The 17,831-nt window shown below is 64.1% G+C and carries 18 protein-coding genes; 12 read left to right on the top strand and 6 right to left on the bottom strand.

The window, feature by feature from the left end:
* Nucleotides 1-11: 11 nt before the first annotated feature.
* Nucleotides 12-2,315, top strand: coding sequence for a cysteine synthase (locus ACMZ6R_RS07005; RefSeq protein ID WP_416110200.1), 2,304 nt, complete (start codon nucleotides 12-14; stop codon nucleotides 2,313-2,315).
* On the opposite strand, the gene ACMZ6R_RS07010 is transcribed toward ACMZ6R_RS07005, so the two are convergent.
* Nucleotides 2,316-3,038 carry a hypothetical protein gene (locus ACMZ6R_RS07010; RefSeq protein ID WP_416110201.1) on the bottom strand — a complete coding sequence of 241 codons (723 nt, stop codon included), beginning with the start codon at nucleotides 3,036-3,038 and terminating at the stop codon, nucleotides 2,316-2,318.
* Between the two features lie 118 nt (nucleotides 3,039-3,156).
* Between ACMZ6R_RS07010 and ACMZ6R_RS07015 the strand changes: the two genes are divergently transcribed.
* On the top strand, nucleotides 3,157-3,714 hold the full coding sequence (locus tag ACMZ6R_RS07015; RefSeq protein WP_416110202.1) for a hypothetical protein: 558 nt from the start codon (nucleotides 3,157-3,159) through the stop codon (nucleotides 3,712-3,714).
* A gap of 205 nt (nucleotides 3,715-3,919) precedes the next feature.
* On the opposite strand, the gene ACMZ6R_RS07020 is transcribed toward ACMZ6R_RS07015, so the two are convergent.
* The gene (locus ACMZ6R_RS07020; protein ID WP_416110203.1) at nucleotides 3,920-4,090 is read right to left on the bottom strand and encodes a hypothetical protein; all 171 of its coding nucleotides are present in this window, start codon (nucleotides 4,088-4,090) and stop codon (nucleotides 3,920-3,922) included.
* Nucleotides 4,091-4,227: 137 nt separating this feature from the next.
* The gene (locus ACMZ6R_RS07025; protein WP_416110204.1) at nucleotides 4,228-4,710 is read right to left on the bottom strand and encodes a PilZ domain-containing protein; all 483 of its coding nucleotides are present in this window, start codon (nucleotides 4,708-4,710) and stop codon (nucleotides 4,228-4,230) included.
* Nucleotides 4,711-4,822: 112 nt separating this feature from the next.
* Here ACMZ6R_RS07025 and ACMZ6R_RS07030 point away from each other — a divergent pair, with 112 nt between their 5' ends.
* Nucleotides 4,823-5,227, top strand: a complete 405-nt coding sequence (locus ACMZ6R_RS07030; protein WP_416110205.1) for an ImmA/IrrE family metallo-endopeptidase — start codon at nucleotides 4,823-4,825, stop codon at nucleotides 5,225-5,227.
* Here ACMZ6R_RS07030 and ACMZ6R_RS07035 read toward each other — a convergent pair.
* Nucleotides 5,191-5,862 carry an EcsC family protein gene (locus ACMZ6R_RS07035; RefSeq protein ID WP_416110206.1) on the bottom strand — a complete coding sequence of 224 codons (672 nt, stop codon included), beginning with the start codon at nucleotides 5,860-5,862 and terminating at the stop codon, nucleotides 5,191-5,193. The genes ACMZ6R_RS07030 and ACMZ6R_RS07035 overlap by 37 nt on opposite strands.
* Before the next feature lie 144 nt (nucleotides 5,863-6,006).
* Between ACMZ6R_RS07035 and ACMZ6R_RS07040 the strand changes: the two genes are divergently transcribed.
* The 7 genes from ACMZ6R_RS07040 (at nucleotide 6,007) to ACMZ6R_RS07070 (ending at nucleotide 12,442) form a co-directional block, all read left to right on the top strand.
* Nucleotides 6,007-6,675: an RlmE family RNA methyltransferase gene (locus ACMZ6R_RS07040; RefSeq protein ID WP_416110207.1), complete on the top strand. Its 669-nt coding sequence runs from the start codon at nucleotides 6,007-6,009 to the stop codon at nucleotides 6,673-6,675.
* A 60-nt stretch (nucleotides 6,676-6,735) separates the two neighbouring features.
* The gene (locus tag ACMZ6R_RS07045) at nucleotides 6,736-7,473 is read left to right on the top strand and encodes a YebC/PmpR family DNA-binding transcriptional regulator (RefSeq protein WP_416110208.1); all 738 of its coding nucleotides are present in this window, start codon (nucleotides 6,736-6,738) and stop codon (nucleotides 7,471-7,473) included.
* Between the two features lie 249 nt (nucleotides 7,474-7,722).
* Nucleotides 7,723-8,232, top strand: a complete 510-nt coding sequence (ruvC, locus tag ACMZ6R_RS07050) for a crossover junction endodeoxyribonuclease RuvC (RefSeq protein WP_416110209.1) — start codon at nucleotides 7,723-7,725, stop codon at nucleotides 8,230-8,232.
* Complete coding sequence (gene ruvA, locus ACMZ6R_RS07055) at nucleotides 8,229-8,834, top strand: Holliday junction branch migration protein RuvA (RefSeq protein WP_416110210.1); 606 nt, start codon at nucleotides 8,229-8,231, stop codon at nucleotides 8,832-8,834. The genes ruvC and ruvA overlap by 4 nt, the downstream gene beginning before the upstream one ends.
* Nucleotides 8,831-9,829 carry a Holliday junction branch migration DNA helicase RuvB gene (gene ruvB, locus ACMZ6R_RS07060; protein WP_416110211.1) on the top strand — a complete coding sequence of 333 codons (999 nt, stop codon included), beginning with the start codon at nucleotides 8,831-8,833 and terminating at the stop codon, nucleotides 9,827-9,829. Before ruvA ends, ruvB begins: the two co-directional genes overlap by 4 nt.
* A gap of 1 nt (nucleotide 9,830) precedes the next feature.
* Nucleotides 9,831-10,577 carry an FAD-dependent thymidylate synthase gene (thyX, locus tag ACMZ6R_RS07065; RefSeq protein WP_416110212.1) on the top strand — a complete coding sequence of 249 codons (747 nt, stop codon included), beginning with the start codon at nucleotides 9,831-9,833 and terminating at the stop codon, nucleotides 10,575-10,577.
* A 503-nt stretch (nucleotides 10,578-11,080) separates the two neighbouring features.
* On the top strand, nucleotides 11,081-12,442 hold the full coding sequence (locus ACMZ6R_RS07070) for a chromosomal replication initiator protein DnaA (protein ID WP_416110213.1): 1,362 nt from the start codon (nucleotides 11,081-11,083) through the stop codon (nucleotides 12,440-12,442).
* 332 nt (nucleotides 12,443-12,774) lie between these two features.
* Here the strand turns inward: ACMZ6R_RS07070 and ACMZ6R_RS07075 are convergent, their stop codons facing one another.
* Nucleotides 12,775-13,524 (bottom strand): UPF0280 family protein, encoded by a 750-nt coding sequence (locus ACMZ6R_RS07075; protein WP_416110214.1) that lies wholly within the window; start codon nucleotides 13,522-13,524, stop codon nucleotides 12,775-12,777.
* Between the two features lie 93 nt (nucleotides 13,525-13,617).
* On the opposite strand from ACMZ6R_RS07075, the gene ACMZ6R_RS07080 reads away from it, so the two are divergent.
* Nucleotides 13,618-14,484 (top strand): glycosyltransferase family 2 protein, encoded by an 867-nt coding sequence (locus ACMZ6R_RS07080; protein ID WP_416110215.1) that lies wholly within the window; start codon nucleotides 13,618-13,620, stop codon nucleotides 14,482-14,484.
* 156 nt (nucleotides 14,485-14,640) lie between these two features.
* Here the strand turns inward: ACMZ6R_RS07080 and ACMZ6R_RS07085 are convergent, their stop codons facing one another.
* A complete protein-coding gene (locus ACMZ6R_RS07085) occupies nucleotides 14,641-15,000 on the bottom strand; it encodes a molybdenum cofactor biosynthesis protein MoaE (RefSeq protein ID WP_416110216.1) in 360 nt (119 codons plus the stop codon).
* Nucleotides 15,001-15,028: 28 nt separating this feature from the next.
* Between ACMZ6R_RS07085 and ACMZ6R_RS07090 the strand changes: the two genes are divergently transcribed.
* Complete coding sequence (locus ACMZ6R_RS07090; RefSeq protein WP_416110217.1) at nucleotides 15,029-17,740, top strand: tetratricopeptide repeat protein; 2,712 nt, start codon at nucleotides 15,029-15,031, stop codon at nucleotides 17,738-17,740.
* Nucleotides 17,741-17,831 lie beyond the last annotated feature (91 nt).

Here is a 17,831-nt window from a genome sequence, read left to right on the forward strand (position 1 = left end):
ATGAGGCAGCCATGATCCACGACAATGTTCTTTCCTTGGTGGGCAAGACTCCGCTTGTGCGCATGACGCGCCTTTGTTTAAACCCGGCTGTGACGCTTGCGGCCAAGGTGGAGATGCGTAATCCCGGCGGCTCGATCAAGGACCGGGTGGGCCTGGCCATGATCGAGGCGGCCGAACGTTCGGGGGACTTGAGACCCGGGCGCACGCTCATCGAGGCCACCTCGGGCAACACCGGCATCGGCCTGGCCATGGTCTGTGCTGTAAAAGGTTATAAACTCAAACTCCTCATGCCGGCTTCGGCCTCGGAGGAGCGCAAGCGCATCCTGCGCGCCTACGGCGCGGAAATCGTGCTCACCCCGGGCAATCTGGGGACGGACGGGGCCATCGAGGAAGCCTACAGGCTCGTCCGCGAGGAGCCGGAAACCTACGTCCTCATGGACCAGTTCAACAATCCGGCCAGCATCGAGGCGCATTACAATTCGACGGCAGTGGAGATTTTCGAGGAAACCGGGGGCGCGGTCACCCATGTCGTGGTGGCGCTCGGCACCTCGGGCACGGCCATGGGGCTGGTCAAAAAACTGAAGGAACTGAAGCCCTCCGTCAAAGTCGTGGCGGTCGAGCCCCATCCCGGCCACAAGATCCAAGGGCTCAAGAACATGCAGGAGTCCTACCCGCCGGGGATTTTCGACAAGCACGCCCTGGACGCCATCGTGCCGGTGGAGGATGAGGACGCCTTTGCCATGGCCCGGCGGCTGGCCCGGGACGAAGGCCTGCTTGTGGGCATGAGCGGCGGGGCGGCCATGGCCGTTGCCGTGGACCTGTCCGGCAGGCTCGACTCGGGACTGGTGGTTGCCATCCTGCCCGACGGCGGCGAGCGCTATCTTTCCACCACGCTTTTCGCCTCGCCCGAGAAAAAGGGGGTGGCGCTTTCCGGCGCGGGCGCGGCCGAGCCGGTCTATCTCGATCCGGCCGGGGCCACACCCGGGCTTTTCACGTTCGGTCCGCCCCTGGCCTCGCCCGGCGACCTGGACGCCTGGCGGCGGGTGGTGACGCTCGACGTTTTGCGCCGGACCCTGGCCCGGGGCGGCGGTCGGCCTGTCTTGGCTGTGGGCCTGGCCGACCTGGAGGACCGGTGCCTCGACGCGTCGCGCGCGGCCGGCGTCAAATGCCGTGAATTCGCGGTTAAGGCCCGGGAACAGGTGGCGGCCCGCGCCGCTGCCCTCGGCGTGGCCGACGCCCGTTTCCCCCTGGCCGGCGAGGCCCTCGACGAGGCCCTGGCCATGACGCGAAAGCTTTTGAGCAAGGGCCTTGCCTACGAGAAACTGCGCAGCGTCTATTTCGACGTGGCCCGCGACAAGGCCTACGGCGGACTGCTCGGCACGGACATGACCAAGCTGGCGCTTGGCAAGACCGTGGACCTGCTGGCCTATGCCAAGGACAATCCCCAGGATTTTACGCTGCTCAAACGCGTGAGTCTCAAGGACCTCAAGGCCGGCGACGCCTTGTCCACGCCTTGGGGCAATGTGCGGCCGAGTTGGTTTCTCCAGATGGCGGCGGCGGCGGTCAAGGCGCTTCCCGCCGTGACCGTTGTGCTGACCGACGAAGACAAGACCTTTCCGCATCTGGAAAATCTGCGGGCCATCTGGTCGGTCGGGGCGGGTTTTTCCCCGGCGGCCTGGCTGGTCGGCGGGCGGGTGGCCGGCCGGGAGGGCGAGGAAGCCGGTACGGCCGATCTGGCCGATTTGCTGGCCCTTGGCGTCCATCCCCTGGCCGTTCGGGCCTGGCTGCTTTCGGTCGGCTACCGCAAGCCGCTTTGCGCCGTGCCGGAATCGCTTCGGATGTGGGAGAAAAACCGCAACCGGGTGCAGGAGCTGGCCGCCAATCTCGGGCTGGTCGCGGGCAGCCAGGGCAAGGCCTCGGACGCGGTCGTGACCGAAGCCGAGAAACTGACCCAGTCCCTGGATGCGGCCGTGGCCGACGATCTGGCCGTATTCCAGTTCTGGCCCCAGCTGTTCGCTTTTTGCCGGTTCGCCAACGGGCTCATTGCCGCCGGGTCCCTGACCCCGGCCGATGCCGCGCGCCTGGGCGGTGCGTTGAGTGCGGCCGACGGCGTGCTGGGGCTGCTCGATCCCGCCTGCCTGCCCGTCGCCCCGCGCCAGTGGCCCGAACCGGTGGCGGGGCTGGTCGCGTCCCGGGAACAGGCGCGCCGGGACAAGGATTTCACCAGGGCCGACGCCATTCGGGCGGATATCGAGTGCCTCGGCTACCGGGTCGAGGACGCGCTTGGCGGCGTGCGGCTTTTCCCAAGGAGCTGATCAACGGGGCAGGGGCACGGCCACGAGCAGCACCTGCTTGTCGCCGAAGCGCTTTTCGGCGAATTCCCGGCCCAGGGCGGCCATGCCGGCCGGGGAGGACAGCTCGAGACGGTGGACGCCGTGGCCGGGAGTGGCGTGGTAGAGGAATTTGCGTCCCTGGCTGTCGGTTGCGATCAGGCCCACGTGGTAATAATAGAGCCGCCCCTTTACGGCTTTGCTCAAGGCCGCCAAGGCCATTTCGCCGGGGCGCAGGGAGGAAAGGGCCGTATTCCAGGCGGCGTTGTCGTGCAGGGGGAAGCCGCGAAATCGGGAGGCATCGAGCGCCGCCGGGTCGCTTGTCGGGGCGCTTGGGGCCAGCACGCGTCGGGGAAGTCCGTCGGTGATGTTGACGATCAGGTCGTAGCCGAAGTCCCAATCCTGGCCGCGCGGGCTGCCCGGGCCGGAATCGCCCTTGCGGTCGCGTTTGACCGCATCGAGGGGCAGGGGGCGGCCGAGGAGTCCCCGGGAGGCCGTGGTCACGAAGCCGCTGCAGTTGTAGCCGGCCGTGGGGAACGAGGCGGCCTGATCGGCGAACAGGGTGTGGCGGCCGGCCGGATCGTCCACGCCGTCGTCGCGGTAGGGCGCGCCGAGAAAGGGGGCCAGGGCGGCAGCCGGATCGGCGGCCCAGGCGGTTCCCCCCGGCGCGAGCAGGCAAAGGCCCAAAACGAGCGCCGCGACGCGCAAGGCAAATTGACCGGATCGCGGAAGCCGCGTAGGATCAGTACGATAGCCGGGCCGGAAGGACTGGGGCCGTTTCCCGGAAAGGGCCGGAACACCATGGAATGTGCCGAGGAGGCAGAGGATGAAGTTCAACATTGAGATCAAGGGTTTCGGTCAGCGCATTTTCTATTCCTACATCGAGAAGGAAATGGTCCGTGAGGCCAGGGAGGCCAACCGGGAACGCTATATCGATTATATCTTCCATGGGGCCGACAACAATCTGCATTCCTCCGGCGAGGACTTGCTGGAAAGCAACCGTCCCGTTGTCTATATCATTGTCAATGAAAGAGAAAAACTTCGGGTTAGTCTGAACAAGATCAACTGCGAAGTCAAGAGTCATCCGGCCAAGAAGATCTTTCAGCCGTTCGTGAAAAATAATTTATTATATTGTTTCGGTTATAACGAGGAATACATTCATACGTATTCCTTCAGTGATGTCGAGGAAATCGACATTGACAAGATCACGGCGCGGATCATTGAAACGGACATTCCAAAGACCATCGAGAACAACATCTGGATGCAAAAGGTCATTCACATCGAAAGCATGCTCTATGACGGCAAGGAGATCAAGCGCGAGGAATTCCTGTCCCGTCCCATGGGCAACGTTCTCGGCCCGGTCCTCATCGACCTGGAAGTCTGATTTTTTTCGCACGCCTCGCTTCGGCCGCTTCGCCCGAAGCGGCGATCGGAAACAAAGGCCCGGCGTGCAAGCGCCGGGCCTTTGTCGTGGCCCCGGGTCCGGGAAACGAGAGCCGGAGAGCGCGGTGTGTCTTGTATGCGCCTGCGACGGGATTGCCAGCAAAAGCGATGGCAACACATTTGAATGGTTATTTTTAGGGACGCAACTACGCGTTGGGCGGGGTCTTCTCGTAGCCTTGGGCCAGGGCGTTTTGCAGCAGCATGTCCGCCAGGTCCTTGACCGTGTTGCGTGCCGGGTCCAGGCCCAGGGAAGCCGCCAGTTCCATGATCTTGTCCCCGGTCTTTACCGCATGGCGTATTTTTTCATAGTCCTGCATGGGCTGGATCGGACCTTCCTTCGCGGCATGGGCTTATGGGAAAAATGCCGCGTCGCCAGCATACCCGTATGATGGCCCGTGCGCAACGCCGTTGGCCCTCGGGCGCTTGCCACGTCGCAGGTCTTGCGAAGGATGGGTCAGTTTTTGACGATGCGCGTGATGTCGCAGGTGGAAAGCGACAACGGGTGCTCGAAGCAGATGCCGAATTCCATGTCCCGAATCCAGCGCACGAGGCCCGGCTGATAGTGGGCCAGCTCGCCGCACGGCTGGAGTTGCGGATTAAAGAGCACCCGCTGGCCCATGTGCACCGTGATTGGCACATCCTCGTCGCTGCGTACCCGGGTGCCGCGCCGGCTGATGTCGATGATCAGCACGTCGGCGCACAGGTGTTCGGTCTGGATGCGGCCATGGTTTAAAAGCGCGCTGTCGCCCACGCGGATGCGCCGGGCGTCGCGACGGTCGCCGCAATCCCGGCAGCGCCAGTAGGATAGGGCGGGAGGGGCCTGGGGGATGAATTCCTGCCAGGTGGGTTTGCCGCAATGCGGACAGCGTTTGAATTCGATCAGCGCCATTGTAACGTCCAGGCCTGGATACTGCCCCAGCGCTTCCATGCCGTACATATGTTTACCATCCGCCGCCCCGGGCCGCAACCGCCGCGCCGTCTTGACGCTTTCCGCCAAGGCGTTATTGTTGAAAGTGCCGATCCGTCCCGGATGGGCGAAGGAGCACCCTATGGCCGGACTCTTGGCCAGGCTTGTGGACTTGGCGGAAAAACGCGAGGATCTCGTGGTCACCGAGGTCGACGATATCGATAGCTGGGGATTTTTGCTGTATCGTGACGACCGCTACCATATTTATGTGAACCGCTCGGTGCGGAACTTTCGCAAGATCATGGTGCTGGCCGATGAACTGGGGCATTACGCCCTGCGCCGTCGCGTCGCCAAGCGCGAGGGCGTGCCGCCGGATGCGGCGACCATTGTCGAACGCATTCGCCAGGACAGGGCCTGCGATGCCTGGGCCGCCAAATTCACCCGGCGATTGCTTTTTTTTATCCGCCGGGGACTGCACGGCAGTCTCTCCCGTCGGCCAAGGCAGGGCTATTACGACCCGTCCTGGCGGCTGCCGCAAAAAGGCTGACCGTCTGGCGCCGCAACGGTCGGCAGCAAGGTCATGGCCGCCTTGCCGATGCCGGCCGTGACCGAGGCGTCCCAGGCCGCGCCGACCAGGCCGCCAACCAGCGGGACGATGCGGCCTACCCCGGCCGTGCCCGCGTCCCCGAGCCGGGCCAGCAGCCGCAGCCCCACCAACGTGTTGATGCGGCCGGCCGTCTCGCCGCCAAGCTGGGCCAGCATGTCCGCCGTCAGCCTGCCGCCAAGGCGCGCTCCGGCGGCGCCCGCCACCTCGGCCGCCTTGGCCCCGCACAGGCACAGGCCGCAAAGCGCCCGCACCCGCGTGTCGGTCAGATCGTGGCCGCAGACGATGGCCATGGCCTGGACCATGCGCAGTTGCAGAAAAATCGTGCCGGCCAGATTGACGGGCAGCGTCGCCGGCAAAAGGGCCAGCCCGGCGGCATTGGTGACAAAGCCCGAAAGGGCCGCCTTGCGTTTGTGCCCGGCGATGATTTTTTGCAGCCGTGCCCCAAGCGGCACCTCCGGGTCCATGTGGCGCGCGGCCAGGGCGTGGGCCGATTCCTGGCCGGGAAGCCCCCGGGCGGCCCGGTCCCAGGCCCAGCTGAGGGCGCGCAAAATCGTCGGGTGGTCGATGACCGGCATGTCTCGGGTCCTTTTTACCGCAATATACTGGGAAATAAGGCTGTTTCGGTGAGGGGCAAGGGGGGCTTTCCCCTTCCGCCGCGCCCCGTCCGGGCGACTTTCCCTTGAAACCTGTTTCGGATAACGGTATCCGGGGCACCCGCCATGAAAACGTACCGCGACCATTATTTCAAGAAGGCCAAGCAGGATAACTATCCCGCGCGATCGGTCTACAAGCTTGAGGAGATCGAAAAGCAGTCGCGCCTGTTGTTTCCTGGCGCGTCGGTGCTCGACCTTGGGGCATGCCCCGGCTCCTGGACGCTTTTCGCCGCTTCCCGCGTGGGGGAAGAGGGCCGGGTGCTCGCCATCGACCTCAATGACGCCGCAACGGCCTTTCCCGGCAACGTCACCTACATGATCGGGGACATGCTCGATCCCGGGCCGGAGATCGTCGCGGCCTTCATGCGCCTTGGCCCTTTCGACGTGTTGCTATCCGACATGGCCCCCAAGACCACCGGGGTCAAGTTCGCGGATCAGGCCCGCTCCCTGGAGTTGTGCGAGGCGGCGCTTTCCGTGGCCTTTGAGCGGCTCAAGCCCGGCGGTGCCTTCGTGGTCAAGATTTTTCAGGGGCCGGACGCCCCGGCCTTTCAGAAGGGGCTTCGGGACTATTTCGACAAGGTCCGCGTGGCCAAGCCCAAGAGCTCCCGGGCCGAAAGCAAGGAAATATTTTACGTGGCCACGGGATTTCGCCCGCCTGTTCCGGAGCTTCCCGATCCCGACCCCCCGCCCTTGCCGCCGGATGACGCGGTGGCCGAGGGTGGATCGAAAACGTAAAGACAATGACAGAAGGGCGGCCGGGGCGACCCGGTGCGCCAGGGATATCGAGGAGGCATGATGTCCGGACATAGTAAATGGCATAATATCCAGGCCCACAAGTCGGTCCAGGATGCCAAGAAGAGCAAGTTTTTCACCAAGGTGACCAAGGAACTCATGCTTGCGGCCAAGGCCGGCGGCGCGGATACGGCGCTCAATAACCGCCTCAAATCGGCTATCGCCGCGGCCAAGGCCGTCAACCTGCCCAAGGACAAGATCGAACAGGCCATCAAGAAGGGCACGGGCGAGCTGGTCGGCGAGAGCCTCGAAGAGGTCCTCTACGAAGGCTACGGGCCCGGCGGCGTGGCCCTCCTCATCGAGGCCGCCACCGACAACCGCAACCGCACTGTGGCCGACGTGCGCCACCTGCTCTCCAAGGGCGGCGGGGCCATGGGCGAGGCCGGCTGCGTGGGCTGGATGTTCGCCAAGAAAGGCGTCTTCTCCTTCCCCAAGGAGTCCTTTACCGAGGAGCAGCTCATGGAAGTGGCCCTGGAGCACGGGGCCGAGGACATCGCCGACGAGGATGACGTCTGGGAGGTGCATTGCGCCCCCGAGGACTTCGATGCCCTAAGCGGCGCGTTCGAGGCGGCCGGCATGACCACCGATGACGCCGAAGTGTCCATGCTGCCGTCCAACACCGTGGCCCTGGACGAGGAAAACGGCCAGAAGCTTTTAAAGCTTATCGACATGCTCGAAGACAACGACGACGTGCAGAAAGTCCACACCAACGGCGACCTGCCCGACGAACTGCTGGTGTAAACGAAGCCCCGGGAGGGGCGTTGCCCCTCCCGGACCCTCCCTACCGGGGGGAATAATTCCCCCCGGCCCCCTTTGATGGGGGATGCGAGGGGTGCGATAATCCGAATTGCCGGGGGATTTCCTTCAAGGCGGGAATCCGGTGTGACGGCCCTTTGGCTGCCCGGGCGTTTCCTCGGGCATTTTCCGCTGGTTGTGATCGACGGGGAAGGGTAGGAAAACGGCAGGCGGGGCAGGGGGCGCAAAAGCGGTATGCAATCCGGGACGGAGCTTGTCGTGCTGGGAATCGATCCCGGCTCCAGGATCACGGGCTATGGTTTCGTGCGCGAACGTTCGGGCGTGCTGGAGCTTGTGGCCGCGGGCGTGGTGCGCACCGGCGCGGAAACGGATTTCTGCCGACGCCTGGGCATCATCTATACCTCTGTTGCCAAGCTGATCGGCCAGCATGCCCCGGTCGAGGCGGCGGTTGAAAACGTGTTCATGTCCAAAAACGCCGCAACGGCCCTCAAACTCGGCCAGGCGCGGGGCGCGGCCCTGGCCGCCTGTTCCGTGGCCGGGTTGCCGGTTTTTTCCTACGAACCGACCATCATTAAAAAAAGCCTTGTCGGCACCGGCCGGGCCGAAAAATCCCAGGTGGCCTTCATGGTGGGCAGGGTGTTGGCATGTCGGGAAACTTTCGCCGTGGACGCGACCGACGCCTTGGCCGCGGCCGTGTGTCACCTGAACCAGAGGCGGCTGACGCGCCTGTGCGAGGCGCGATGATCGGTTATATCGAAGGACGGGTGGTGGTGCGCCGGGACCGGTACGCCATCGTGCTGACCCCGGGCGGCGTCGGCTATGAATTGGAACTGCCGGACCCCGTGGCGGCTTCGCTGCCGGCCCCGGGCGGCCAGGCGTCCCTTTTCGTGCACACGGTGGTGCGCGAGGACGCCTTCGAACTCTTCGGCTTCGCCACCCTCGAAGACCGGGAAACCTTTCGCATCCTCATCGGCATCACCAAGCTCGGCCCCAAGACCGCCCTGGCCATCCTGTCGCGCTATACCGCCGACGATCTGTCCCGCATCGTGGCCACGGGCGACCTGGACGCCCTGACCCAGGTGTCCGGCATCGGCAAGAAAAGCGCCCAGCGCATCCTGATCGAGCTGACCTACAAGTTCGAGGGCCGGGCCGCCACGGCCGCCGCCCTGGCCCCCATCCCCGGCGGCGGGGTGCTGGCCGATGTGGTGGCGGGACTGACCAATCTCGGCTATCCTGAGGCCGACGCCAGACGCGTGGGTACGACCGTGCTTGACGACGAGCCCGATCTCGACGTGGCCGGCACCTTGCGCCAGGCCCTCAAACGCCTGGCTTCCGAAAAGACATGACAAACGATTGCGACACGTTGGGCCAGACCGCCGCACCGGCCGGCCCGGACGATTCCATCCGCCCCTCGAAACTGGCCGAATTTATCGGCCAAAACGACCTGCGGGCCAATCTGCGCGTATTTTTGCACGCCGCCATGGAGCAGGGCCGGGCGCTGGACCACTGCCTGCTCTACGGTCCGCCCGGGCTCGGCAAGACCACCCTGGCCCAGATCATGGCCTCGGAGCTCGGCGTCAATCTGGTGACCACCACCGGACCGGTGCTCGAACGTTGCGGCGACCTGGCCGCCATCGTCACCAATCTGCGGCGCGGTGACCTCCTTTTTATCGACGAAATCCACCGCATGCCCCCGGCGGTGGAGGAAATCCTCTATCCGGCCATGGAGGATTTCAAGCTCGACCTTATTATAGGCCAGGGCCCCGGGGCGCGCACCGTGCGCATCGACCTCGAGCCCTTCACTCTGGTCGGGGCCACCACGCGCCTGGGGCTTTTGACCTCGCCCCTGCGCGATCGGTTCGGCGTGATTTTTCGCCTGGAATTTTACAGCCCCGAGGAATTGGCCCGCATCGTGACCCGCTCGGCCGGCATCCTCGGCATCGGCGTGACGCCGGGCGGGGCGCTGGTCGTCGGCCAGCGATCCCGGGGCACGCCGCGCATCGCCAACCGGCTGTTGCGCCGGCTGCGCGATTTCGCGGTGGTGGCCGGCGCGTCCACCCTGGACGAGACGCTCGCCTGCGAGGCCCTGGCCCGCCTGGACGTGGACCCGCACGGCCTGGACCAGATGGACCGCAAGATTCTCACGACCATCATCCGCCACTACGAGGGCGGCCCGGTCGGGGTCAAGACCCTGGCCGTGGCCTTAAGCGAAGAGGTCCGCACCATCGAGGAGATCTACGAGCCCTACCTCATCCAGTGCGGACTCATAAAGCGCACGTCGCGCGGCCGGGTGGCCACCGCCAAGGCCTACGCCCACGTCAAACAAGGAATGCTCGACTGACATGCCCGCAACGAAGCTTGCCGTCACCCTGCTTGCCCATACCCCCGATGCCCTCTCGCTCATCTACGCGGCCTTTCGCCAGTGCTATCACGACGGGTATGTGGCGGACATGTGGCCGCGCCTTCTCGCCGGCGAGATCGCCCAGGAAAAGCAGGCCGATTTCGTCGCCCGCATCCTGGCCTCGGGCCATGAATCGCCCATTGAGCACGTCTCCTTCACCTTCGCTATCGCCGGCGTGTCCCGGGCGCTTTCCCACCAGCTCGTGCGCCATCGCCTCGCGAGCTATTCCCAGCAGTCCCAGCGTTACGTGGACGCGGCCGGTTTCGATTACGTGCTGCCGCCGCAAATTGCCGCCGTGCCCGAGGCCAGGGAGCGTTTCGAGGCGGCCATGGCTGCGGCCGGGGAAGCCTACGCCGATTTGCAGGCCATCCTGCAAGCCCACGGCCGGGGGGCCAAGGCCAACGAGGACTCCCGGTTCGTGTTGCCCAACGCCTGCGAAACCAAGGTCGTCGCCACCATGAATTGCCGGTCGCTCCTCCATTTCTTCGAGTTGCGCTGCTGCATGCGCGCCCAGTGGGAGATCCGGGCCATGGCCGGGCGGATGCTCGCGCTGTGCCGGGAAGCGCTGCCGGTGGTCTTCGCCACGGCCGGCGCGCGTTGTGAAAGGCTCGGCTATTGTCCGGAAGATGTGCGTTTCAGCTGCGGCCGCTATCCCGTACGGGACGTCAAGCCAAATATTCCAGTCTAACGTCTGATTTTCGACTCTTTTGCGCGTATTTCAAACCCGCCACTTCGGTGACGGGTTTTTTACTTTTTTTATGCGTAACACGTATACATTGCGGTATATATTTTTTTTACCAATGAATTTGCAATGTTGTTCGTGACATGTTCGTGACTGGTTCGGGGCGGCATGGCGCGTATCGGCAGGGGCCAAGCGGCTTTTCCCGTGGTCAACCCAAAAAACACCGGTTTGAGAACGAAAAAAATAAATGTTGATTGAGGAAAATGGAGATATTGTAAAATGGTGTTGTGGAAAACCCGTTCACAAATGTGCAAAATGACCGGCGGACTCCGAAAACCCTTGTCCGGCGGGGCCTCGCGGCCGGGGCCGAAAGTCCCCGTCGCTACTGGCTCTACGGAGACGTCCTATGATTCCGGTTGGTTGCGCTGTAGAGAATCCAGGGGGGCGGCCCCTGAAAGCGGCCTCTAATCAGCCTTTGCCCCCTGGTCCGCCGTCCGTAGGGTGCCCGCATGGATACGATCTGGCCCAAAACCAAAATGCTTCTCGAAAAGACTCTCAGTCCCGGACTCTACAACCTCTGGATCAAGCCGCTGGCGGCCCGGGCCCGCAACGGCGTTTTGGAATTGACCGCGCCCAACGCCTTCGTGGCGGCCTGGGTGCGGGAACGGCTGGCCGATGCCGTGGCCGAGGCCGCCGCCGTGGTGATGGGCTCCCGGCCCCGCGTCGTGGTGACCGAAGGAAAAATCGCCAAGAACGGCGCCGTAGCCGCGAGCGCCCCTCCGGGGCCCAGGCCCATGCGGGCCGCCAAGGCCCTGACATTGCCCATGACGCCCAAGGCGCCGGATCTGGGCGAAGACCGTTTCCGCTTCAGCTATGACGAGTTCGTGGTCGGTCCCTGCAACGAACTGGCCTACGTGGCCAGCCGGGGTATTTGCGATCTGACGCTTTCGGCCGAGCAGCTTTTCATCAGTTCCGCCCCGGGCCTGGGCAAAACCCACCTTATCCAGGCCATGGGCCGGCAGTTGAGCTTTGGCGGCGGCCAGGAGAAGAAAAAGCTCCGCGTGGCCTACCTTTCGGCCGAGGAGTTCGCCAACCGGCTGGTCATGGCGCTCAAGACCAAGCAGGTGGAGCGATTCAAGGCCGCGTTTCGGGAAAATGTCGACGTGCTGCTTTTGGAGGATATCCATTTCTTCCGCGACAAGCCGCGCATTCAGGACGAGCTGCTCAATACCCTCAAGGCGCTCCAGTCCCGGGGCTGCCGGCTGGTTTTCACCAGCTCGTTTTTACCCAAGGACCTGACCGGCCTCGATGCCCAGCTGCTTTCGCGCATCGGCTCCGGCTTCCTGGCTGTCATCGACAAGCCGGACCGGGAAATGCGCAAGCGTATCCTCGAGCGTAAGGCCGCCGTGCACCAGGTGCTTTTGCCCGACGACGTGTCCATGCTTCTGGCCGACCGGCTGAGCGCCGACGTGCGCCAGCTCGAAAGCTGCCTGCAAAACCTGGCGCTCAAGGCCAGGCTTCTCAACTGCGGCATTTCCGTGGACCTGGCCTGGGACGTGCTCAGGCACTACGATATCTCGGCCCGGCCGCTTAACCTCGACGACATCGTGTCCTATGTCTGCGACGTCTACCGGCTTTCGCCCGAACAGCTCGTTTCCAAGTCCCGCAAGCGCCAGTACGTTCTGGCCCGCAATACGGCTTTTCTGCTGGCCCGCCAGCACACGGACCTGTCCCTTGCCGACATCGGCAACCGGTTCAATCGCCGCCATTCGACCGTGGTCAAGGGCATTACCAACGTCGAACGCCATCTGTCCCTGCGCACGCCCCTTGGCCGGGAGTTGGAGCGCACCATCGAGAGCATCCATGCCTGATATCACCCCCTCGACATTACGGCGCGCCCTCCAGGCTGCCAGGCAGCCGGTCGCCATATCCGCTATAGCCAGCTAGGGGGAGGCCGCCATTGGCCGGGCGAACGCCGGACAGTCTCTGTCCGGCGTTCGTTTTTTGGGGAATGGAACCGGGGGGAAACCTTTCTAAGAAAGGTTTCCCCCCGGACCCCCTTTCCCAAGACTTCTCATGGTAACAGGATGCTAAAGTAACAAATTAAAATAGTTATAGAATTTAGGAAGGGGAGAGCGCGAGAGGGGAGAACCCTTTTTAAAGGGTTTCCCCTCTCGCATTCTTCCTCTCCCAATTTTCTTCCTCATGCCTCAATGGCGACGAGTTCGACGTTGCCGACGATGCCGACCATCTCCCCGCATTGGGCGAAGGCCCCGCGCACGCCGCGTCGTTTCAGGCTTTCCGCTGCGGCCAGCACCGCATCCAGATCGCCCTGGCCGGACAGGAGGTTGCCGAGCGCCGTAGCCGCCGCGTCGGCCACGGCACCCCGGTCGGCCACCACCGTCACCATGTCCGCCTGTCCCAGGCTGAGGGAATGCCCGACCTTGGCCGAGGAGGCGCATACCGCCGCCGGCAGGTCGCCTGGCGCGAAGCGCAGGGCCAGCCGCGCCCCTTCCACGGGTTTGGCCAAAAGCGCCACCGTGCGTTCTACCTTCGAGCGCAGATAAATATCCCCGCCGTTTTCGACCAGCAGGTTGGGCGAACGCTCCGCGAAGTGTTCGGATACGGCCTGCCCCAGGGCTCCGGCCACGGCGGCCATGGGCCCCACGCCGAACCGGGCGGCGGCTTCGGCCATGTCCCGGGCGAGCGGCGGGGCGTCGTCGCCCACCGGCACCGGGGTGAGGCTCTCGCGGAAATCCGGATGGAGGAGGATATAGGCCGTTAGCTCCCGGCGCAGCTCGGAGACGAAGGTGCCGATTTCCCGGGCCAGGGGGCGCTCGGCCACGATGAACAGGTCGGATTGGGCCACCACCACCTGGAAGGCGGTCTCTCCGGGGCGCACGGCGAGTTGCTGGCGGTAGGCCCGGAAGAAATCGGCATGCACGGGCGTCATGGCAGTGCCTCCTTGGGGGACAGTATGCCCGGGATGGGGGCAACCGGAAAGGGGCGGCTTGGCAGGGGGGAACGGGAAATGTAGAGTCCCGGCATGGACGGTGGACGCTCTTGCGAAGACGCGACGTTGGTGTCGGTGATCATCCCCACCCGGGACCGGGCGGACATGGTGGTTCGGGCCGTGGCCTCGGCCCTGGCCCAGACCCACGCCGTCCTTGAGGTGATCGTGGTCGACGACGGCTCCACCGACGACACGCCGGCGGCGCTGGCGGCCATCGACGACCCCAGGCTGCGGGTGCTGCGCCATGCCCCGGGGCGGGGGGTGTCGGCCGCGCGCAACCGGGGGCTGGCCACTGCCCGGGGCGAGTATCTGGCGCTGCTTGATTCCGACGACGAGTGGCTGCCCGAAAAAACCACGCGGCAACTGGCCTGTATGCGTCAGCGCAACCTGGCCATAAGCCAGACCCAGGAGGTCTGGATGCGCGGCGGCCGGCGGGTCAATCCGGGCAAGGCCCAAGGCAAGCCGGACGGCTTTTTTTTCGAGCAGGCGCTCGGCCGTTGCCTGGTCAGCCCCTCCACGGTCATGTTCACCCGGGAATTTTGGGAAGAGCTCGGCGGCTTCGACGAAAGCCTGCCGGCCTGCGAGGACTACGACCTGTGGCTGCGCACGCTCATCCGTCATCCGGTGGGGCTGTTGGACGAACTGCTCGCCGTGCGTCACGGCGGCCGGCCCGATCAACTCTCGGCGATCTACGTGGGCCAGGACCTTTTCCGCATCCGCTCCATGGCCGGACTCCTCGGCCGCAGCGACCTGACACCCTGGCACAGAGACTGCATAAAAAAGGAATTGCGACGCAAGGCCCTGTGCTACGCCCGGGGCTGCCTCAAGCGCGACAAGCCGGAAGAAGCGGTCCGGGTGCTGGCCGTGGCGGAGAAAGCCGCCGGGGGAAAACTTTTCTGAAGAAAAGTTTTCCCCCGGACCCCCTTTCAAAAGACTTTAAAAGGAAGGCTCGTTGTGAGGCACGACAAGGGAAAAGGTTTAGGAAAGGGAGAGCGCGAGAGGGGAGAACCCTTTGCAAAGGGTTTCCCCTCTCGCATTCTTCCCCCTTGCCTAAGCCTAAGGCGCGATTTCCGTCTTGGTGATGGCCTCGGCCTTGATGTGCGTCAGCGTGTAGGTCAGGCTGGCCAGCACGTGTTCCCGGATATCGCCGGCGGCCACGATGAAAAGCAGGTCGTCGCCCGGGGCGAAGGTGCCGGCTCTGGCTTCGACCAGCACCCGGAACATGCCGGGCATGGCCTCGCCTTCCTGGCGGAATTGTTCCACCATGTCCTGGTCCACCTTGACCTCGAGCGTGGCCACGGGGGCGCCTTTGCGCGACGTGGCCCGGACCACGCCGTTGTGCACGAGTACCATGCCGACCTTTTCGAGAAAGCCGGGCAGGGTCTTCAGTTCAGCGATGGTTTTTGAGATGTCCATGGCCGCCAAATAAGGGAGAAACGCGCCGTTGTCCACGCTTTACATTTCCGCCCTGCTGGAACATCTGCCCCATGTCGGCTCCACCCGCATGGTGCATACCGGCATCGGCGTCTGGGTGGCCTGGGACGGCCAGCTCGATCCGGGCTTCGACAGCATGCTGCTCGACCACGGTGGCTTCCGCATAGCCGGAGCCCCGGGGCAGGCATTGTGGTTTTTCCTCGGCGATGAGGGATTGCGGGCCTTGGGGCGCATCCATGTCTGGGGCCGGGTCAACGCCTTGCCGGTTTTCATGGAGGCGTTTCCGGCCACGCTGCTGATCAGCCCCAAGTTCGAGACCTCGCTGTCGCTGTCCGTGGAGCTTTCCCGGCAGCACGTGACACCGGCGGAGTCCCTGGACATTCTGCTGCATCCCAACCTCAAGAATCAACTCGCCACCAACCCCGGCCTTTCGAGTACGCCGACCAAGCCGGCTTCGGGCCTGGCCCGCATCCATTTCGAGTTGCTCGAGGCCGACACGGCCTTGTCCTACGAATCGGGGCTCGGCTGGCTGGGTGTCCTGAAACCCCTTGGCGATCCACTGAGCCGCGATACGGCCGACGGCTGGCGGAACATCGCCGGGGAACTGCTCGACATCGTCGAGCGGCTGGGGCTCAAATTCGTGCGCCACGAGGGGTTTCTCATCTTCGAGGTTCCGGGACTGCGCCGTTTCCGGAACTGGAACCGCGACACCCTTTCACGCATCATGCACCTCAAGGAGGAAGGCGAGCAAGGACATTACTGGCCGAGCGTCATGGCCCTCGTGCCGTCCAAGGGACGCACCATGGGCAAGGACCTGCCGCGCCGCCTGGGCCTAGACTGGGACCGGCTGACCCCGGATTTTCCCCACATGAGCTACCGCTCGGCTTTTCTCCTGGGGGAGGGGTTCGCCATCCACGAGGCCAGGGCACTGTCGCGCGGCGCGTCCATCGACGACTGGTGCAATGTCAGTCTTCTTGACGCCGACGCGGAGTCCGAGCCCCAGGGAGTCTTGGCTGTGCCCCTGCCGGCCAGCCTGTCCGGCGGCGACGCGGCGATTTGTTTCTACTGCGGCCTCAACAACCACAAGCCGGCGCAATGTCCCTCCAAGGCCCTTACCGCCCCACGCCCTGAGCTCTGGGAACGGTTTGGCGACGTCAACATGGACCGGCTGGAGGCGATTTCCCAGAAGCTGGATACGGCTCTCACCGCCGACCCCGTGGCCGAGATGCCCAAGCGGCTTGGCGGGAAAGAGGAACCGGACCTCATGTTGTCGGTCATCTTCGAGATCGACCTGCCGTTTCAATTGCGCATGCTGGAGATGCTCTGGCGCAGCCGGGGCAAGGAGATGCCGGCCGGGTTGACGCAGCTCGGCCCCAAGGACGGGGACTATTTCTGGGCGGCGTTGACCGCGCTCCGCGACGGGAGCTCCGAGAACTACGAAACCCAGATGGGCCAGGCCCTGACAAAATATCCCCGGGCCTACCAGCCCAAATCCTTGCAAGGCTTCCAGGCCATGGAGGCCGGGGATTGGACCAAGGCGGTCTATTATTGGCAGGAGTCCGGGCGGCTTTGCTACAACGCCATGCAGCGCGGCTATTTTTTATGCCTGCAAGCCCGCTGCTTCGAGGCGCAGGGCGACTGCCACAAGGCCATCGCCCTGTACCGGGACACGCTCAAGGAGTGCCCCAAATGGCTCGAACCCGTCTACCGCCAGGGGGTGTGCCTGGTGAAGATGGGTTTTATCGACCAGGGGATGCAGATTTTCAACAAGCTGCTTGCCGGCGATCCGGCGATGTTCAACCGCGTCATGGTGGACCCGGAACTGGAGCGCGGCCGGCCGCATATTTTGGCCGCGTTATGGCGCATCTGGAAGCAGGCACAGGACAGCGGCGCCGCGCTGCTTGGCGCACTTGGGGAACTGTCGCAATCGGTGCGGGACCGTTTTTTGGAGGACGAGCCCTATCTGGCCGAGGCCGCGACCCGCATCGAAGACCTGACCAAGCTCGGCAAGCAGGGAAACTACGTGGCCTTCAAGCGGATGGAAGGCGGCGTGGCCGAGACCCAGGAGACGGTGCGAAAAAAGATCGAGGCCGAGATCAAGGCCATGCTGCAAAGCCAGGCCCGGCAGTTCGAGGAACTTAAAACCGTGCAGCGCGAGGCCGCCTGGTTTCCGTTTCCAGCCCTTTTGCGCGAGTTTAATCGGGATTTCAACTACTGCGCCATCAAGCTCAACTGGATGCGCACCACGTCCATGGACGAAGCGGAAAATTTCCACAAAAGCCGGGAATACCTGCCCGAGGTCGACGAGCGCATCCGCACCCTGCGCACCCGGCTCATCACGCTTCGCATCGTGCGTGACGCGACTTTTTTCTGCATGCTGCTCGGCCGCAACTTCATGTGGATGGAAGTGGTGAGCCTCGGCCTGTCGCTGGTGCTGGTGCCGGTCTTCGTCTATCTGTTCCAGCGTTCCGGCCAGGGGTGGATGGCCAACATGATGGAGCAGCAGAAATGGCAACTGCAAAAGGGGCTGGTCATCATTTTGACCATCGCCGCCCTGGGCCTTGCCGCCATCAAGACGGCCCTGACCTTCGACTCCAAGAAACGCAAGCTCTTCAAGCTGGCCGAGGAAGGGAAGCTGCCGAAAAAAAAGCCCAAGCCGAAGAAAAAGCCCAAGGCCAAGGTGACGGCGAAGCCCAAGGCCACGACCAAGGCGAAGAAATAGAAGATGGTGCGAGAGGGGAAACCCTTTCAGGAAAGGGTTCTCCCCTCTCGCGCTCTCCCCTTCCTCAAGCTTTTAGCGTCTGAAGCGTTGT

This window comes from Solidesulfovibrio sp. C21 (assembly GCF_047785625.1).
Classification (GTDB): domain Bacteria; phylum Desulfobacterota; class Desulfovibrionia; order Desulfovibrionales; family Desulfovibrionaceae; genus Solidesulfovibrio.

Bases quoted from the DNA above. Each gene is read 5' to 3' on its own strand.
- ACMZ6R_RS07020 (WP_416110203.1), bottom strand. From the start codon at position 4,090: ATGCAGGACTATGAAAAAATACGCCATGCGGTAAAGACCGGGGACAAG.
- ACMZ6R_RS07075 (WP_416110214.1), bottom strand. From the start codon at position 13,524: ATGACGCCCGTGCATGCCGATTTCTTCCGGGCCTACCGCCAGCAACTC.
- ACMZ6R_RS07085 (WP_416110216.1), bottom strand. From the start codon at position 15,000: ATGGACATCTCAAAAACCATCGCTGAACTGAAGACCCTGCCCGGCTTT.
- ACMZ6R_RS07035 (WP_416110206.1), bottom strand. From the start codon at position 5,862: ATGCCGGTCATCGACCACCCGACGATTTTGCGCGCCCTCAGCTGGGCC.
- ACMZ6R_RS07025 (WP_416110204.1), bottom strand. From the start codon at position 4,710: ATGTACGGCATGGAAGCGCTGGGGCAGTATCCAGGCCTGGACGTTACA.
- ACMZ6R_RS07005 (WP_416110200.1), top strand. From the start codon at position 12: ATGATCCACGACAATGTTCTTTCCTTGGTGGGCAAGACTCCGCTTGTG.
- ACMZ6R_RS07015 (WP_416110202.1), top strand. From the start codon at position 3,157: ATGAAGTTCAACATTGAGATCAAGGGTTTCGGTCAGCGCATTTTCTAT.
- thyX (WP_416110212.1), top strand. From the start codon at position 9,831: ATGCCCGCAACGAAGCTTGCCGTCACCCTGCTTGCCCATACCCCCGAT.
- ACMZ6R_RS07070 (WP_416110213.1), top strand. From the start codon at position 11,081: ATGGATACGATCTGGCCCAAAACCAAAATGCTTCTCGAAAAGACTCTC.
- ruvA (WP_416110210.1), top strand. From the start codon at position 8,229: ATGATCGGTTATATCGAAGGACGGGTGGTGGTGCGCCGGGACCGGTAC.
- ACMZ6R_RS07045 (WP_416110208.1), top strand. From the start codon at position 6,736: ATGTCCGGACATAGTAAATGGCATAATATCCAGGCCCACAAGTCGGTC.
- ACMZ6R_RS07030 (WP_416110205.1), top strand. From the start codon at position 4,823: ATGGCCGGACTCTTGGCCAGGCTTGTGGACTTGGCGGAAAAACGCGAG.
- ruvB (WP_416110211.1), top strand. From the start codon at position 8,831: ATGACAAACGATTGCGACACGTTGGGCCAGACCGCCGCACCGGCCGGC.
- ruvC (WP_416110209.1), top strand. From the start codon at position 7,723: ATGCAATCCGGGACGGAGCTTGTCGTGCTGGGAATCGATCCCGGCTCC.
- ACMZ6R_RS07040 (WP_416110207.1), top strand. From the start codon at position 6,007: ATGAAAACGTACCGCGACCATTATTTCAAGAAGGCCAAGCAGGATAAC.
- ACMZ6R_RS07080 (WP_416110215.1), top strand. From the start codon at position 13,618: ATGGACGGTGGACGCTCTTGCGAAGACGCGACGTTGGTGTCGGTGATC.